The sequence below is a fragment of the Anabaena sp. UHCC 0187 genome, assembly GCF_009712035.1.
Lineage (GTDB): Bacteria > Cyanobacteriota > Cyanobacteriia > Cyanobacteriales > Nostocaceae > Dolichospermum.
Window position 1 is genome coordinate 46061 of the sequence record NZ_VILB01000008.1, and the last position, 16629, is coordinate 62689.

Below are 16629 nucleotides of genomic sequence, written 5' to 3' on the forward strand. Positions count from 1 at the left end.
AATATTGAGTGTGTTAAAAGTATGGTTAATTATGGATGTCACCATTAAAACCTTACACGTTTAACAATCAATGGTTAATTCTAGTCTTGTTGCCACAGTCTATGTTAATTCCGTTACGGGAAATGATGCTAATACGGGTTCTCGGTCTACGCCATTAAAAACTATTACCCGCGCCCTCAAGCAAGGGAAAGCATCAACAATTATTCAGTTGTCCACAGGCACTTATAGCACAGCCAATGGCGAAGTCTTTCCCCTAGTCATTCCACCGGGAGTATTGGTAGTAGGAAATGAGGCCAATAAAGGTCAGGAAATTATCATTTCTGGCAGTGGGGAATATCAAAGCCCTAGTTTCGGAGTCCAGAATATAACTTTACTATTACTAGGTGATGCCAGTCTCTTAGGTGTTACCGTGATTAATAATTCACTTAAAGGTACTGGTGTTTGGATTGAGTCATCAATACCTACCATAGCTAATAGTACATTTAAGAACTGTACTAGGGAAGGAATTTTTACCACTGGCAATGCTAAACCGGGTATTGTGGATAATTTGTTTATTAACAATAAGGTGAGTGGATTAGTCATCGCTAAAAATAGTAAAGGGGAAATATTGCGGAATGTATTTCAAAATAACGGTTTGGGTATAGCGATTAGTGATTTTGCTGCCCCTTTAATCGCCAATAATAAACTTTCAGCCAATGGCACAGCGATCGCCCTTTCTAGGGATGCTAAACCAGTATTACGCCGGAATCTGATTGCTAATAATATCCAAGGTGGTCTATTGATAAATGGTAATGCTATTCCCGATTTAGGAAGTCCTCAAGATCCTGCTGACAATATTTTTCGGGAACAGGGTAAATTCGATTTACAAAATGTCACAGATCAGAAAATCATGTCCGTCGGTAATCAGTTAAGCCCTCCCCAGGTAATGGGGGCAATAGATTTTATGGCTGCTACCATTGACACCCCCAGTCAAATAGGAGTTAGCACCAGGTTTGCTGATTTAGAGGGACATTGGGCGGCAGCTTTTGTGGAGTCCTTGGTGAGTAAAGGTTTTATTAGTGGCTTTCCTGATGGGACTTTTCAACCAGCCACACCAATTACCCGCGCCCAATATGCGGCTTTGATGACTAAAACATTTGAACTACCTGAAAGTAATCAATTAGATAGATTCAAAGATGTCAAATCAAACTTTTGGGCTGCTAAAGCCATAGCCAGTACGGCGGATCAAGGCTTTTTGAAGGGCTTTCCTGATGGGACATTTCGACCGGAAAATAACTTAACAAAAATTCAAGCTCTAGTCTCCATTGTCAACGGTTTAAACTTGAATGGTGGTAATCCTAACGTCTTAATGGTATACCGTGATCGCGCCCAAATTCCTAGTTACGCTACCAACGCCACCACCGTAGCTACGCAAAAACTATTAGTAGTTAATTATCCCCAAGTGGATCAATTAGAACCACTGCGAGAAATTACCCGCGCTGAAGTTGCCGTTCTCATTTATCAGGCATTAGTCGCTACAGGTCAAGAAAATCCTCTTCCCTCTCCCTATATTGTCAAACCAGAGACAGAGATTCCCTCTTTTTCCGATATTGTCGGACATTGGGCAGAACCATTTATTCGAGCATTGGTTAGTATGAACTTAACCCAGGGTTTTGCTGATGGTACATACCAACCAGATCAAGCCATGACTCGCGCCCAATACACAGCTTTAATCGCTGCGGCCTTTAATCCCCCAGCCAAACGCCCGTCCCCAGAATTTATAGATATACCCCAGAATTTTTGGGCAGCTAACGCCATCGAAATAGCAGCCAGAGGCGGTTTTGTAGGCGGATTTAGCGATCGCACCTTCCGTCCTACCCAAAACGTCCAACGGCTACAAGTCATAGTCTCCTTAGTCAACGGACTGGGACTTTCGCCAACTGCCCAAAAAGCCGTAACCTATGTTGACCAAGATAAAATTCCCGAATATGCCCGGACAGCAGTTACCATAGCTACCCAGCAAAAAATTATTGTTAATTATCCAGATCCCAATTTGCTGGCACCAACCAGGGAAGCCACCCGTGCCGAAGTTGCGGCTATGGTCTATCAGGCATTAGTAGCCAGTCAACGCACTAAAGTTATCAACTCACCATATATTGTTTTGCAGATCAGCAATTGACAAGTAGAATGAGAAACACTGCCTATCAATTTTGCCGCTGGTGAAAAAAAACACTCATGTAGCTAAAAATACGTTAGGCTAGATGCGATGGGTGAAATGTTTATACCTATTGCCATAGAAACTTACAGCCCATGTTAACAACAGCCCCGGTTACTCCAACTTTTGCGGCTCCTGCCGAATTAGCAGCTAAATTATTAACTCACTACAGTTTTGATCTCAATGGGTATAATGCCAGTGAGTTAATTAGCCGCTGGCAATCAGAATATCCCATTCATTGGTTACACTTGGCGGTGATAGAAGCTTTGTATCAAGGACGTTATAAAGCTATATCTGTACAGCAAATTTTGACCTTTTGGCGGCGTAGGGGAGAGACAACATATCATTTCAACATGGAATTTGAGCGCATGATTTGCAGCAAATTCCCCGAACGTCTCACTTCTCCCTCTCTCCCAGTTTTACCACCACCTGAACAGGAGATCAGGACTGAAAAATATAAACATCCTCAATTATTACCAGCCGAAGTTAGTTATAAGTATCAAATAAATAATAATTTACAGCGTACAGTCGCAACCTGGGACTCTGACCAAGAAAATCTAGTCCCTACACCTCCTTCTTTTCAATTAACAGCAGAAGTAAGTCAACAGGAAATTATTGAGAGTATTTCATATGAACCAACACCACAGCTAATGTTAGCAGCAACGGCCAATCATCCCCCCATTGGTCAGTTTATGCCCCAAAAAAGCGATCGCACCGAATCTTTTACATCCAAACTCAAAGCCCTCACTAGTGAAAGCTTGGAGTTTGTATTTTAGGGAGTCAGGAGTAGGAGTCAGGAGTCAGGAGTCAGGACGAAGAAGGAAGAAAGAAGAAGGAAGAAAGAAGAAGGAAGAAAGAAGAAGGAAGAAAGAAGAAGGAAGAAGGAAGAAAGAAGAAGGAAGAAGGAAGAAAGAAATTACTTTATAGGCTCGATAACTGCTCTTAAACCTTTGCTATTGAAAGAGTTAACCATTTCACTAGCACTTTCCTGACTGCTAAAGATTCCCACTTGCATCACCTTGCGGCCTTGCCAAACTTTAGAAAAAGCATCAGTAACTAGAGAACTGACTAAATTCTGTTGCTGTTGATTTGCAACTAGCACTAGCACGCGATAACGGGAATTTTTATTAGTAGCTGAATAATTTTGAGGGGCTGAATTCTGAATATTTGCCCCTGTTGCGGCTTGAGGAGCGACAAATTCAATAGCACCTGAGTCAAGTCGCACATAATTAAACTGTGGTAAATCAGACTGATTATTTGGTAATTGTGGCGGTTGACTGGAATTAGGAATGGTTCTAATTTTTAAAGGTGTTAGAGTTCTTTGATTAGGAAAATTGGAAACTGTGGGGGTAGAAAAGGTTATTGGTGTATTCCCCGAAATTTCTCTTGATAAAGAGTTAGAACCAGAATTTTGGGCTGTAGATGCGGTTATGCCTTGAAGATCCACCTTACCGCTGATGCGATTGCTAACTAAATTGTTTCCAGGGGCAGAAATTAGCAACTTAGCACTTTGGGCGTTGATATCATAACGACCATTATTCCGAAATACATTCTTCCCTGGGTCATAACTACTACCTAAATCTGGTCTAGCTTGGGCAATTATTACTAAACCATCTTCTTTGTTACCTTGAATAAAATTATTCCTGAACATGGGTGTAGCATTTGCTTGGACAATAATACCCGATCTATTGTCCTGAATTTGGTTAGCTACTACCACCGGAGACGAATTTTGAGCAACATTAATCCCAAAACCAGTTTCTTGAAAAATATTTTCTCTGATTTCGGGGCGAGCATTACCAGAAATAGTTATGCCATTAGCACCATTGCGAATAAAATAATTTTTGCTAATGCTAGGTGTAGCATCACCAGTGACAGCAATTCCATCTTGGGTACTATTAGTAAAGGTATTGTCTCGAACTACAATATTGCTAGATTCAATCCACAATCCATAACCCCGACTATTAGAGTTAGTAATGGTGACACCACTTAAACTAGCTTGGTTAGCACCGACAATGGCGACGTTTTGACCACCAAACCTGCGACTGAGGTATTCACCACCACCAATAATTGTTACGGTTTTGCCTTTATTGTTAATATCGCCTTGAATCGCTACCCCTGGTTTTAAAATTAAAGGAAATACTTCTCCAGTTTTGGCACTATATGTACCAGGAGAGAGGATAATTAAACTGTTAGACTGTGATGCTTCTAAGGCTTGAGTAATTGTTTGCCAAGGTGCGCTTTCACTCCCATTACCTGTTTTGTCATTTCCCATACTTGGGTTGACAAATGATTGGTTAACCTGAGAGATTGTTTTTTCACCTGGAAATAGCTGTTCTATTCCTGTAGGCACTTGAGCAAAGACACTACTTGCGCTTGTCATTAAGAGTGTTGTACTCGTCATTCCTAAACTAATAGTTAAACTCAAAATTGAGAAACTCAGGGAATTATGCAGGGTGTTCACAGATTTTTGGGGAATTATCATTGTTTATAGAACTCCTGAAAATATCTAGCAGGAAGATTGACAGTCTTTTTTTCTATGACTTTGATTATCACTGTATATCAACTGCTGCCAGACAACTGCTATACAATCAATTTTTATACTGTCCAACAGTAGTATGTTCACGATGTTACTCGTACCTTGACAAATTGACCACAATTAGTTAGCAATTATTTAATAATCAAAATATGAATCAGGCTGGCTATTACGATGCAAGCATTAAAAATGGGGTTTTTGTAATGGTTTCAGCCCATAGTCACACACAACAAACTGTTTATCGCATTTTAGATGCGAACTTGGATCGCGCTCGTGAGGGTTTGCGAATTATTGAAGAATGGTGCCGATTTGGTTTAAATAATGCCCAGTTTTCAGGTATATGTAAACACTTGCGTCAAGAGTTGGGCGCTTGGCATACGGCTGAAATCCGCGCAGCCCGCGATACACCAGGTGATCCGGGAACTGATTTAAGTCACCCCCAAGAGGAACAACGGGCTGATATTACATCTCTATTACAGGCTAATTTTTGCCGTGTGCAAGAAGCATTGCGCGTATTAGAAGAATATGGCAAGCTTTATCATGGGAATATGGGAGCGGCTTGTAAACAAATGCGTTATCAGGTTTATACCCTGGAAAGTAATTTGATGGGTTATCAGCGTCATCAGTTATTATGGCGATCGCATTTATATCTGGTAACATCTCCCGCAGATAACTTATTCGCAATTGTGGAAGCTGCCCTTCAAGGTGGATTAACTCTGTTACAGTATCGGGAAAAGACGGCTGATGATTCGGTACGTTTAGAACGGGCTATGCAGCTACGGCAGTTATGTCACCATTATGGTGCTTTATTCATTATTAATGATCGGGTAGATTTAGCTTTAGCTGTGGATGCTGATGGTGTGCATTTGGGACAACAAGATATACCTATTGCTGTAGCGCGTCAATTACTAGGACATCAACGCATTATTGGCCGCTCTACCACAAATCCTCAAGAAATGCAAGGGGCAATTGCCGAAGGTGCGGACTATATTGGTGTGGGGCCTGTGTATGAAACACCAACTAAAGTAGGTAAAGCCGCAGCGGGTTTAGAGTATGTGAAGTATGTTTCCCAAAATTGTCAAATTCCCTGGTTTGCAATTGGGGGAATAGATATGAGTAATTTGAATGATGTCATGAATGCGGGAGCGCAACGGGTGGCTGTAGTGCGATCGCTGATCGAATCAGATCAACCTACATTGGCAACTCAGTATTTTCTTTCGCAACTGCACCGAATTAAATAATTCAGGAATATTGACAGTAATTATAGTGGGTTAATTTCACCCACCTTGCTGTGTTTGTCAATATTGTGATTTAGTCTATGGCTTTTATTGCTTCTAAATTAATTGGAAAAGTATTATATTCCCCTGTACATAATAGCCCCCTCCTCGCTTGCGGGGAGGGGGTTGGGGGTGGGGTTCTTGTATTTCACTCAATCAAGAACCGCTATATTAAGATATAATTATTTTGATCATCCCCTACCTAAAAACTTGAACTTCAAACTATGAAAATAAAAGTCATTATTCACAAAGAAGAAGTAGGTTATTGGGCAGAAGTTCCTGCTATTCCCGGTTGTGCTACCCAGGGAGATACTTTTGAAGAATTACTACAAAATATATATGAAGCCGTTGAGGGTTGTTTACTCGTTGATGTTGATTCATTAGAACTGGATGAATCTGCTCAAATATTAGAAATTGCCGTATGAAATCAATTTCAGGGAAATAAATCAATATCAATTCGTAAATATTAGAAATAGATTTAAACAATGTACAATTGATAATTGGTGATCAAATCTCTATTTCATCCTATTTATCCTTTAATCGGTGGACATCCTGATTCTGACTAGATTATTATTTTTATAACTCTTAAATTCAAACTTTTTCTCCATGTCCAATCAAATTCATCTCCAAGTCAATGGAGAAACGCGCAATTGTATATCCCCAACTGCTTTACCCGAATTACTGCAACAGTTGGGTTTTAATCTGCGCTTAATAGCAGTAGAATACAACGGTGAAATATTACATCGTCAATTTTGGACTGAAACTCAAATCAAAAATGGCGATCGCTTGGAAGTAGTCACCATAGTTGGTGGTGGTTAATTTAACAAACAAGAATAGCAAGATTCAGGACTATATAACCAGCGATGATAGGTTTTCCGTTTCGCTAATTCCTTACCTTGACGGCCGAGTTTTTCCCGAAGCTGTGAATCTTGACACAAACGCTTAAAAGTTTGCAACATCTCATAACCAGAATCGGGATTTACCAACAGGCCATTTTCTTCATGATGAACCGCATCTAAAACACTACCTAAGCGAGAAGCAATTACAGGTTTACCAAAATAACCAGCTTCTAAATAAACTACACCAAAATTATCTATGGTTTTATCTTCATGATTATCTGAATTTAACATCGCAAAAATATCACAAGCTGCATAATAACCGGCTAAATCCCTTTCTGGGACATACCCTGCAAAATGTACTCGTTTATCTATTCGCAACCTTTCCGCTTGGGATTTTAGCTGGTTTTCACAAACTCCTGTACCGCAAATAATGCAATGAACATCTACACCAAAATTTAGCAATACGGGAATATTATCTATTACCCGATCAAAGTTTTTATATTTAACCAAATTCCCCACAGAGAGAATAACTATCGCTGTTTCCGGAATATTGTAAGTTTGACGAATACGATTACGTAAATCATCAATATGACTAAAACTAGTAGGATTACCAAATCTTTCTGGTCTCACAACTGGGTTAATCACATGAGTTGGAGTATCTAACCGAAAAGTATTTCTTAAAGAATTGCGAATATAAGAACTATTACAAACAATTCCATCAGCGCGTTTGAGAGTTAATTTTAATAGCCATTTCCACAAAGGGTTACTAGCTGTACGGACTAAATCATTATCATGTAAATAGATAAAAAAGCGAATTGGTAAAATGTAACTGAGTAACAACAACGCCGGAAAATCATAACCATGACACCATTCAATGTAGCGGTAATGATAGCGAAAATATAATTTAATAGCTAATAAAAAAGCAGCAATAATATTAAAGCCAGATTGGATTATATTTCCTAACCAGTTATCACACCAAGCTGGAAAATTAAACCAACGATAAACCGGAAATTGCTGGGATTGATCAAATTTTTTATCTCCAGCACAACCACCAGCGAGAACAATTACCCGATCTGGATCTTGTAAACAACGATTATAGACATATTCACCAATTACAGCTTCTTTTGGGCGAAATATTCGGGAAATAACCAGGATATCTGGAGAAGCCGTTTTATCTCTAATTTGTGACCCTAGTTGTGATATATTTTCCATAATTAAGCTTGATAAATTAACTGGAATTAGGGCATTATCTTCAATTGAATTGATTATTTACTGCTAAATAGCAAAGTAAATATATTGCCAAAACTATCCAATCTAAATGGCAATTTCAAAAAATTAGTAATCAGAAAAAATGAAATAATCATTTGCATTAATAGAGGTATAGTCCAGACAAATCCGACAACAGATAAAACAGAAGAGATATATAAATAGAGGTTGTCGAATTCTGCTGATTTAGAGAAAATTATTAAGTTCTAACTCCAAAAATTAGGTTTTGACATTTTTGTTAACAGATAAAACTTGCACTTTTCACTTAATGCCCAGAAGATGATTTATATGTGTAACACCTGGCTAACAAAACTATAAATTTATCACCAATTTCGCTGCCAATTATTGTTTAATTTGCCCAGGTTTATCAATGCTGGATAAGTTATCTGCATAATCAAAGATAGCTATGATTTATCACTGATACTCCCAAGAGATTACTCAGAAACTACTCGGAAAATTGTTAAATCTAACTATTTCCTCTAGAATACCGCAAATATTGTCTATTTTAGTGCCAAATCGCCAGAAAATATCGGTAATTTTGTAATCTGTGTCATAGCATTTATTGCCAAATAATGATTTAATAACATCCATTATTTTTACCTTTGTTGCGTACATAATTTTCATCATTAATTAGGGTATCAATCATTGCATTTACCCCATGTTGAGTTTGAATACCCTGAGATGGTAATCATGGATATATTTGCCACATTACAGCTTATCCTAGAAACGAGTTTTTCAACCCGCTGCCATAGTTAATCAGTAGTAAGTGTAAAATTATTAATTGTCACTGCGCTTATATTACTGACGACTGATGAAAAATAAAACCCCCTAAGATATAGGTGCTAAATATTCCGTCTCTATCCGGAAAAAATCTGTTAGTAGCAAAATTAGTAATATAAAAAAACTCGTATCATTTAAAACAGGCTTATTCAGATGCTCAAAAAAATATTTAACAGTAGTAGGATTTACACTTAATAAATAAGTGCTGCCATCATCAGTAAGAATTATTACTGAGATTATTAATTAATCAATGATACAAATTACTTTTTTAGCCCCAACATTATCAGTATGGCATTATTGAGCAATGGAAATAATTAATTGATTCCCAAGTTTTTTGATGGTAAGGATGTTTCCCAGTACGGTTATCAACGCCAGAAATCTCTCCCTATTTTCTCCCTAACCAAGATAAGAAGCGGTAGATTAGATATAGCGTCACTTCTTCAAAACAGGGGAAGTCATCATAAAAATACAGTTGTCACAATAAATGTGTTATGAGTAAAAAAATACAAGGATTCCTCAAACCCCTATTTAAAACCATCTTTGTCATTAGCTTAGTGCTAACTTTGGCTTTTAGTCATGCTAATGATGCCTTAGCAGCCCGCAGTGGTGGCAGAATTGGTGGTGGTTCTTTTAGAATGCCTTCTAGTCGTACCTACACACCCCGGACAAATATGCCCAGCAGTGGCGGTTACTACGCTCCCTATGGTGGTGGTTTCGGATTTCCGTTTCTTTTGCCCTTATGGGGTTTTGGTGGCGGTTTTGGCGGGTTGTTTGGGATTTTGATCTTTTTTGCTATGGCGAATTTTTTAGTCCAAACATTTCGCCGTGTTACCAGTGGAGAAACGGAAGAAGTCAGCTACAGTAGTAATCCTTCGGTTTCCGTTACTCGTTTACAAGTTGGTTTACTAGCCCAAGCCAGAGATTTACAACCCGAACTCAATCGGATTGCGGAAACTGCTGATACCAATAGCCCAACGGGAAGAAGCGAAGTTTTACAAGAAGCTAGTTTGGCTTTATTGCGTCACCCTGAATATTGGGTATATGCGGGTGGTGGAACTCAACAAGCAAAGTTAAATTCCGCAGAATCCCAATTTAATCGGTTATCTTTAGCCGAACGCAGTAAGTTTAGCGAAGAAACTCTTTCTAATGTCAATAATCAGTTAAAGGCTGTTCTCAGTCAGGAAGCTTTATCTGGTGAAGATAACCCGACTCGTTTGATTAGTGAAGGGCCAGGAGAATATATTATTGTCACTTTATTAGCAGCAACTTTGGGTAAATGTGAAATTCCCGCTATTAATAATGCTGATGATTTACGCCAAGCTTTACGTCAAATTGGTAGTCTTGGTGGTGAACAACTTTTAGCAATTGAAGTTTTGTGGACTCCCCAAGCTGAAGGGGATACTCTAACATCAGATGATTTGTTTGCTGAATATCCTGATTTGAAATTGGTTTAATTGAGGTTTAGGGCTGAAAACAGTTAGAAGTGACTTGTAATCGAGAATTGCGACATTCGTTTTAAGATTATCTATGTCACAATTGAGGAAACTACCATTTATAATCCTACTGCTGTGCAAGCCCTAACCTGTCTCAGGGTTTGTGAGATGCTGTCTAACCGCCTTCTAGACATCCACTTGATTCGATTTGACGAAATTGAGCGATATGTATATATTCTGGCAGGTGATGAAATGGAAATTCTAATCTTCCCTGAAGGAAATTGGAGGTTTAATAATGAAACCTAATTTTGCTCAAATGTCGAGGTCTGAGTTGAAAGACTATGTACGTAGACATCCCAGTGATTGGGAGGCTTTGAATATTCTAGTGAGTAGTCGTACTCCTGATTCAGAAGCTACATGGTATGCGCCAATGGTGACAGCAGAAGGTATACCAATAGAAGAGAATGTCCGGTTAGCGGAACAAGCTATTCAGGAACGAATTACCTTAGAGAACAAAAAAAGAGTCCATTAGGAGTATAAAAGATTTCAAACTCTTACTCTCTGTGACTCTGCGCCTCTGCGTGTTAGCGAAGCGGGGCGAAGCCCAACAAACTCATTTAGGAAACTGTCCTTCGCGCACTTCCACAGCGTAATCTTGGACAGCTTTGGTAATTGTTTCTCGTAAATTTGTATAAACCTTGGCGAATGGTGGTTGTTTTTCCGAAAGTCCGAGAATGTCAGAAGTGACTAATACTTGACCATCACAGCTAGAACCTGCACCAATTCCAATAGTAGGAATATGGAGTTTTTGTGTAATTTGCAGGGCTAGTTTTGTAGGAATATGTTCTAATACTATCGCAAAAACCCCAGCTTGTTCGAGAGCGATCGCTTCGTTAAAAATTCTCTCTCCTGCTTCCTGGGTTTTTCCCTGTTGTCGCAACCCTAATTGATGGATTGATTGGGGTGTTAATCCCACATGACCCATAACCGGAATTCCAGATTGCACTAATCGGGCAATAGTTTCCACCATTGCGGGATAGCCACCTTCTAATTTTACCGCTTGCGCTCCTGTTTCTTTCAACACCCTGCCGGCGGAGTGCATGGCTTGGGAGATGCTTTCTTGATAGGTCAAAAATGGTAAATCAACTACCATTAAAGCATTTTTGACACCACGCCGCACAGCTTTAGCATGATGAATCATTTCATCTAAAGTTATGGGTAAAGTAGTTTCATAACCAAGGATGACGGCAAGAGAATCACCAACTAAGATCAAGTCTACACCAGCTATATCTAAAAGTTGAGCGATCGCATAATCCCAGGCAGTTAACGCAACAATCGCCCGTTCCTGTTGTTTCCATTGAGTTAATTGTTGGGTAGTAACTGCCATAAATAATTGATAATTGATAATTGTCAATTGTTAATTGTCAATTGATAATTGTCAATTATTCCCTATTTCACATACCGACCAAAACCAAAATGAGGTTGGGCTTTACCGACTGAAGGCATTAACCAAGCTAAACCCTCCGTTGTTCCTATCCATAATTTATTACCAATATCTGGTGCCAGGGTCAAAACTCGACTGGAAGGAAGTCCGGTAACTTGGTCTAAGACGGCTCCTGTATATGGGTTTAATCGGAGCAACCCATTGTTAGTACCCACCCATACACTACCATCTCTGGCAAACTTAACTGATGTCACGTTGCGTCCGCGCAGGGGAGTCACAGACCGTAATACAATACCATTTTTGGGATTAATCACTAACAATTGATTTGGCATTCCTGCCCAAATTAATCCTTGGGGACTAATTGCTAAAGTCTGGACAGTCCCCCCAGGGAGATTTTCGATTCTCTTCATTAGTAAAGCACTGGAGGTATTCACCTTGACTATTCCCTCTAGCGTCCCAGCCCACAGTTGACCATCTGCATCTAAAGTCATGGCGTTAACACTAACACCAGGCATATTTTTAACTGTGGTCATGATTAAGCCTTGGTCGGGACTAACCAGGGTTAAACCGGCATCAGTTCCTACCCACAAGTAACCCCGCTTATCAAGTAACAGTGATAATACTCGTTTGGAGGGTAATAATAAATTTTGGGCTGTAATTTGACTGGTTTGGGGGTCTATTCTGGTTAAACCCTCATTGTTTCCTACCCACAAACGCCCTACTTTATCTTGTGCTAAAGCACTAATAGCAATATTTCGTAAACTAACACGGGAAATAACTTTGCCAGTATTGGGGTCAATGCGTGATAGTCCGCGCCATGAACCTACCCAAAGATTACCTGTAAAATCTCCGAGTAAGTTACTAATGCGATAATCTACTTCTGTTTCCCCCTCTTGCAATTCTCTCTCGTTGGGTAAGGGTTTAATTCGTTCTGGTGGTGCTGCGGCTGGATAGGTGGGGGTAGAATTAGGTTGATTGAGAGTGGGATTTTTGTCTGTATTATCAACCTTTTGAGCTTTAGCTGGTGTTACCATGTTTGGTAAAGCTATTAATCCCAGCAAGGCGGACATTATCAATAAATTAGTATGCTTGTGAAATAAAGTCACAGTTATATTCCTGCTGATAGAGTATCCAATTTTGACAAGGGAACAGGGAACTCCAGAAAAGGTAGAGGGGAAGGGGGCTTTCTAGGGAGGAAACAAGCCCTTCTTCCCTGCCTCTGATAATAATTTTTCTACTTTCGGTTGGAGTAAATTAGGATAGATTCAAGAATACTCCACTAATTGGTGTAATTACTAGCAGGATAATCACTAATGAGAGAACCCAGTAAAAATCTCAACCCTCTATTTACTCCAGCAGAAGTAGAAAAAATGGGGTTAACTTGGTTAGTAGCAGCGGCTATAGTCACAGTAATTATGTGGCAAATACCCATAGGAAATTATATTTTATACCCATTTTCTATTCTGGCAACATGGTTTCATGAAATGGGTCACGGTTTAATGGCCTTGATGTTGGGGGGACAGTTTCAACAATTAGAAATTTTTAGTAATGGTTCTGGCGTAGCTCATTATACTTTAAGTCGCACATGGGGATACCTTGGCATCGGCTTAGTCGCGGCTGCTGGTCCAATGGGGCCACCTATTGCCGGTGCAAGTTTAATTCTCGCTTCTCGCAGCTTGAAAACAGCTTCTTTGAGTTTAAAAATTTTAGGTGGGTTTTTACTGCTATCTACATTAATTTGGGTGCGTTCTTGGTTTGGTTTTGTGGCCATTCCCCTGTTAGGTTTAATGATATTAGGAATTGCCTTAAAAACACCTCTTTGGGTACAAGGATTTGCAATCCAATTTTTAGGTGTGCAAGCTTGTGTAAGTACCTATCATCAATTGGATTATTTATTTAGTTATACTGCTGGCCCCCTAGGATTATCAGATACAGGACAAATGCAGCGATATTTGTTTTTACCTTATTGGTTTTGGGGGCTATTAATGGCGATCGCTTCTTTAATCATCTTAGTCCAAAGTCTTCGCATCGCCCATATCGAAAAATAAGCAAAACAAAAGTAAAGCGTGATAACGCAAATTTACGCCAACGTGTAACTTAATCTAGGAATACATTTCTCCTTTTTCTCTTCCTCTGTGATCTCTGCGCCTCTGCGGTGCGTTAAAAAAATCCCGTTCAGTATTATTCCTATATCTATGCTCAATATTCCCAAAAACCTCCTCAATTTCACCCAAACCCCTCACAGCGGCTATCATTGGGACGGTAGCAACCGCCGCTTTTTTGAAGGTTGGTATTACCGCGTCACACTGCCCGAAATTAGGCAAACCATCGCCTTCATGTACTCCATCGAAGATCCCAAGGGTAATCAGCCCTACAGCGGTGGTGCAGCCCAAATCCTGGGCATAAATGATGAATACCTTTGTCGCACCTTTCCCGATGTTAATAAGTTTTGGGCCAGTCGGGACGTTTTAGAATTAGGACATTGGGGAAAAACTAACTTACAAGTTCCTCCCCTGTATCTTGTCCCCAGTGAATTTACACACCATATTCAAGAAGGCTATCAAGCCACAGCCACCTTAAACCAAGGCATAATTACAGATCCTGCTACTGGTAATTATTGCCGATGGGAGTATGAAATTCAACCCGTGTACGCATGGGGAAATCAAAATAGTCTTCAGCAATCAACCGCCGGTTGGTTATCATTTTCCCAGATATTTGAACCCGGTTGGCAAATTTTAATGGCTCACGGTTTAGCCAGTGGTTGGATAGATTGGCATGGTAAAATTTATGAGTTTACAAATGCTCCAGCATACGCAGAAAAAAATTGGGGTGGTGCATTTCCCCAAAAATGGTTTTGGCTAAATTGCAATTCTTTTATCAATCAACCTGACTTAGCTTTAACAGCCGGTGGCGGCAGACGTGGGGTATTATGGTGGATGGAATCCGTCGCCATGATTGGTATTCACCACCAAGGCAAGTTTTATGAATTCGTTCCCTGGAATTCAGAAGTAAAATGGCAAATTCAGCCCTGGGGTAGATGGCAAATGCAAGCCAAAAACCTAAATTATGAAGTTGAACTGACAGGAACTACCCAGCTACCAGGTACACCCCTCCGCGCACCGACAACTAATGGTTTAAATTTTTGTTGTCGGGATACTATGCAAGGGGAGCTAAATTTAGAATTGCGAGAAGTTAATGGCGGCAAATCTCAAGTTATCCTCAATGCCAGTAGTAATCTGTGCGGTTTAGAAGTTGGTGGTGATGATTGGGATAATTACTGGCAGTCTCACTAAAAATACTGCTATGATAATATTTGGTTCATCTTTGGGGTTGTAGCTCAGTTGGATAGAGCGAGCGCCTCCTAAGCGCTAGGCCGTGCGTTCGATCCGCACCGATCCCATTTATACTCTAATTAAGTTTGCTGTTGGGCTTTATAATCTTTTTTTGACTAACCGCAGAGGCGCAGAGGACGCAGAGGCAAGAGAAAATGCTTAACTAAATCGTGTTGGTTTATTTTTGTAAACTATCAGATTTATGTAGTCGTACTTTGCACTAAAGCACAACTACAAAGAAGTAAGAATTTGTGGTTCTGGATTTTTTCTGAATTAAATTTACTGTAATTTAGCGTGAGCAGCTAAAATGATTCTTTCTGTTTCTTCCCAATTGATACATTTATCTGTTACGGAAACACCATATTGCAAGTCTTCTCGTTTTCCGGTAATCGGTTGGCTACCTTCGTACAAGTTCGATTCTAGCATCATGCCGACAATTGAAGTATTTCCATCTACTATTTGCTGAATAATATTTTCAAACACCATAGATTGTAATCTGTAATCTTTGTTAGTATTACCATGACTACAATCAACTACTATTCTTGGTGATAAGTTAGCTGCTTTTAATTGTTCTTCTACTAATTTAATGTTCTCTGCATCAAAATTAGGCTGAGTTCCTCCCCGCAAAATTACATGGCCATGAGCATTTCCTCTAGTTTGAAATACGCTTACTTGTCCTTTTTGATTAATACCCAGGAAATTATGCGGTGTGTTCGCTGATTTGAGCGCATTTACAGCAACTTGAATATTACCGTCTGTACCATTTTTGAAACCCACCGGCATAGATAAACCACTGGCCATTTCTCGGTGTGTTTGTGATTCGGTGGTTCTTGCGCCAATTGCTGACCAAGATACCAATTCACTGATATATTGAGGAATGATCGGATCAAGTGCTTCTGTGGCAGTTGGTAATCCTAATTCTGTCAACTTTAATAGTAAGTTTCTGGCAATTGATATTCCTCGTTCTACTTGAAAGGAATCATCCATTTCTGGATCATTAATTAATCCTTTCCAGCCTACAGTAGTTCTCGGTTTTTCAAAGTAAACTCGCATAATTAATAGCAGTTTATCCTCAACTTTTTCGGCTAAACCTAGTAACTTTTCTCCATATTCTATGGCTGCTTTCGGATCATGAATTGAACAAGGACCCACGACAACAAATTTACGCCGATTTTCAAAATCTAGAATATTTTCTATTTCTTGTCTGAATTTTAAAATTGTATTTTCAGCAGTTTTAGTTAAAGGTAATTTTGCTTTTACTTCATTAGGAGTTGGTAAAACATGAGAACTCTTAATGTTAGTGTTAATTAATTTGTGAATCATGGCAGAAATATTTTGAATTGTGTTATACGGTAATCATCCTATCTAAAATATTTGTGAAGCCGTTTTTTATGTTCTTTAAGTCTAAATTAGTTAAAAAAAACAAGTTACACAAATGAGATCAGATGGCTATATGCAAGGGTTGATATATTAATATACACAGTTTTTGAGAAAAATACAAGATAATTAATACCTTAAGTTAGACAAAAGG

At 39.3% G+C, this 16629-nt stretch carries 15 protein-coding genes and 1 tRNA gene; 11 read left to right on the forward strand and 5 right to left on the reverse strand.

Annotation, left to right across the window (positions count from 1 at the left end; genetic code table 11):
- Positions 1-70: 70 nt before the first annotated feature.
- A complete protein-coding gene (locus FJR11_RS07235) occupies positions 71-2158 on the forward strand; it encodes an S-layer homology domain-containing protein (protein WP_168503038.1) in 2088 nt (695 codons plus the stop codon).
- A 131-nt stretch (positions 2159-2289) separates the two neighbouring features.
- Positions 2290-2970, forward strand: coding sequence for a hypothetical protein (locus FJR11_RS07240; protein WP_168503039.1), 681 nt, complete (start codon positions 2290-2292; stop codon positions 2968-2970).
- Positions 2971-3110: 140 nt separating this feature from the next.
- Here FJR11_RS07240 and FJR11_RS07245 read toward each other — a convergent pair whose 3' ends face one another.
- On the reverse strand, positions 3111-4676 hold the full coding sequence (locus tag FJR11_RS07245) for a DUF1565 domain-containing protein (RefSeq protein ID WP_168503040.1): 1566 nt from the start codon (positions 4674-4676) through the stop codon (positions 3111-3113).
- 254 nt (positions 4677-4930) lie between these two features.
- Between FJR11_RS07245 and FJR11_RS07250 the strand changes: the two genes are divergently transcribed.
- From FJR11_RS07250 to thiS, 3 genes are all read left to right on the forward strand, one after another.
- Positions 4931-5968, forward strand: a complete 1038-nt coding sequence (locus FJR11_RS07250; RefSeq protein ID WP_254444707.1) for a thiamine phosphate synthase — start codon at positions 4931-4933, stop codon at positions 5966-5968.
- A 260-nt stretch (positions 5969-6228) separates the two neighbouring features.
- Positions 6229-6429, forward strand: coding sequence for a type II toxin-antitoxin system HicB family antitoxin (locus FJR11_RS07255; RefSeq protein ID WP_168503042.1), 201 nt, complete (start codon positions 6229-6231; stop codon positions 6427-6429).
- A gap of 181 nt (positions 6430-6610) precedes the next feature.
- A complete protein-coding gene (thiS, locus tag FJR11_RS07260) occupies positions 6611-6823 on the forward strand; it encodes a sulfur carrier protein ThiS (RefSeq protein ID WP_168503043.1) in 213 nt (70 codons plus the stop codon).
- On the opposite strand, the gene FJR11_RS07265 is transcribed toward thiS, so the two are convergent.
- The gene (locus FJR11_RS07265) at positions 6820-8055 is read right to left on the reverse strand and encodes a glycosyltransferase family 4 protein (protein WP_168503044.1); all 1236 of its coding nucleotides are present in this window, start codon (positions 8053-8055) and stop codon (positions 6820-6822) included. The two genes, thiS and FJR11_RS07265, sit on opposite strands and share 4 nt — an antisense overlap.
- 1325 nt (positions 8056-9380) lie before the next feature.
- Here FJR11_RS07265 and FJR11_RS07275 point away from each other — a divergent pair.
- The 3 genes from FJR11_RS07275 (at position 9381) to FJR11_RS07280 (ending at position 10854) form a co-directional block, all read left to right on the forward strand.
- A complete protein-coding gene (locus tag FJR11_RS07275; RefSeq protein ID WP_168503046.1) occupies positions 9381-10343 on the forward strand; it encodes a DUF1517 domain-containing protein in 963 nt (320 codons plus the stop codon).
- Positions 10344-10457: 114 nt separating this feature from the next.
- Positions 10458-10628: a hypothetical protein gene (locus tag FJR11_RS23860; RefSeq protein WP_371417481.1), complete on the forward strand. Its 171-nt coding sequence runs from the start codon at positions 10458-10460 to the stop codon at positions 10626-10628.
- A complete protein-coding gene (locus tag FJR11_RS07280; RefSeq protein WP_168503047.1) occupies positions 10618-10854 on the forward strand; it encodes a hypothetical protein in 237 nt (78 codons plus the stop codon). Before FJR11_RS23860 ends, FJR11_RS07280 begins: the two co-directional genes overlap by 11 nt.
- An 81-nt stretch (positions 10855-10935) precedes the next feature.
- On the opposite strand, the gene panB is transcribed toward FJR11_RS07280, so the two are convergent.
- Together panB and FJR11_RS07290 are read right to left on the reverse strand one after the other, a co-directional pair.
- On the reverse strand, positions 10936-11709 hold the full coding sequence (gene panB, locus FJR11_RS07285; RefSeq protein ID WP_168503048.1) for a 3-methyl-2-oxobutanoate hydroxymethyltransferase: 774 nt from the start codon (positions 11707-11709) through the stop codon (positions 10936-10938).
- Between the two features lie 62 nt (positions 11710-11771).
- A complete protein-coding gene (locus tag FJR11_RS07290) occupies positions 11772-12836 on the reverse strand; it encodes a two-component regulator propeller domain-containing protein (protein ID WP_168503123.1) in 1065 nt (354 codons plus the stop codon).
- A 243-nt stretch (positions 12837-13079) separates the two neighbouring features.
- Between FJR11_RS07290 and FJR11_RS07295 the strand changes: the two genes are divergently transcribed.
- From FJR11_RS07295 to FJR11_RS07305, 3 genes are all read left to right on the forward strand, one after another.
- Positions 13080-13814: a M50 family metallopeptidase gene (locus FJR11_RS07295; RefSeq protein ID WP_168503049.1), complete on the forward strand. Its 735-nt coding sequence runs from the start codon at positions 13080-13082 to the stop codon at positions 13812-13814.
- 147 nt (positions 13815-13961) lie between these two features.
- Positions 13962-15059, forward strand: coding sequence for a tocopherol cyclase family protein (locus FJR11_RS07300; RefSeq protein WP_168503050.1), 1098 nt, complete (start codon positions 13962-13964; stop codon positions 15057-15059).
- A 33-nt stretch (positions 15060-15092) separates the two neighbouring features.
- Positions 15093-15166, forward strand: a tRNA-Arg gene (locus FJR11_RS07305).
- 211 nt (positions 15167-15377) lie between these two features.
- On the opposite strand, the gene FJR11_RS07310 is transcribed toward FJR11_RS07305, so the two are convergent.
- Complete coding sequence (locus FJR11_RS07310) at positions 15378-16421, reverse strand: 3-deoxy-7-phosphoheptulonate synthase (RefSeq protein ID WP_168503051.1); 1044 nt, start codon at positions 16419-16421, stop codon at positions 15378-15380.
- Between the last annotated feature and the right edge of the window lie 208 nt (positions 16422-16629).

Excerpts from the sequence above, each read along its gene's own strand:
- FJR11_RS07235 (WP_168503038.1), top strand. The coding sequence starts at position 71 with ATGGTTAATTCTAGTCTTGTTGCCACAGTCTATGTTAATTCCGTTACG.
- FJR11_RS07240 (WP_168503039.1), top strand. The coding sequence starts at position 2,290 with ATGTTAACAACAGCCCCGGTTACTCCAACTTTTGCGGCTCCTGCCGAA.
- FJR11_RS07245 (WP_168503040.1), bottom strand. The coding sequence starts at position 4,676 with ATGATAATTCCCCAAAAATCTGTGAACACCCTGCATAATTCCCTGAGT.
- FJR11_RS07250 (WP_254444707.1), top strand. The coding sequence starts at position 4,931 with ATGGTTTCAGCCCATAGTCACACACAACAAACTGTTTATCGCATTTTA.
- FJR11_RS07255 (WP_168503042.1), top strand. The coding sequence starts at position 6,229 with ATGAAAATAAAAGTCATTATTCACAAAGAAGAAGTAGGTTATTGGGCA.
- thiS (WP_168503043.1), top strand. The coding sequence starts at position 6,611 with ATGTCCAATCAAATTCATCTCCAAGTCAATGGAGAAACGCGCAATTGT.
- FJR11_RS07265 (WP_168503044.1), bottom strand. The coding sequence starts at position 8,055 with ATGGAAAATATATCACAACTAGGGTCACAAATTAGAGATAAAACGGCT.
- FJR11_RS07275 (WP_168503046.1), top strand. The coding sequence starts at position 9,381 with ATGAGTAAAAAAATACAAGGATTCCTCAAACCCCTATTTAAAACCATC.
- FJR11_RS07280 (WP_168503047.1), top strand. The coding sequence starts at position 10,618 with ATGAAACCTAATTTTGCTCAAATGTCGAGGTCTGAGTTGAAAGACTAT.
- panB (WP_168503048.1), bottom strand. The coding sequence starts at position 11,709 with ATGGCAGTTACTACCCAACAATTAACTCAATGGAAACAACAGGAACGG.
- FJR11_RS07290 (WP_168503123.1), bottom strand. The coding sequence starts at position 12,836 with ATGTCCGCCTTGCTGGGATTAATAGCTTTACCAAACATGGTAACACCA.
- FJR11_RS07295 (WP_168503049.1), top strand. The coding sequence starts at position 13,080 with ATGAGAGAACCCAGTAAAAATCTCAACCCTCTATTTACTCCAGCAGAA.
- FJR11_RS07300 (WP_168503050.1), top strand. The coding sequence starts at position 13,962 with ATGCTCAATATTCCCAAAAACCTCCTCAATTTCACCCAAACCCCTCAC.
- FJR11_RS07310 (WP_168503051.1), bottom strand. The coding sequence starts at position 16,421 with ATGATTCACAAATTAATTAACACTAACATTAAGAGTTCTCATGTTTTA.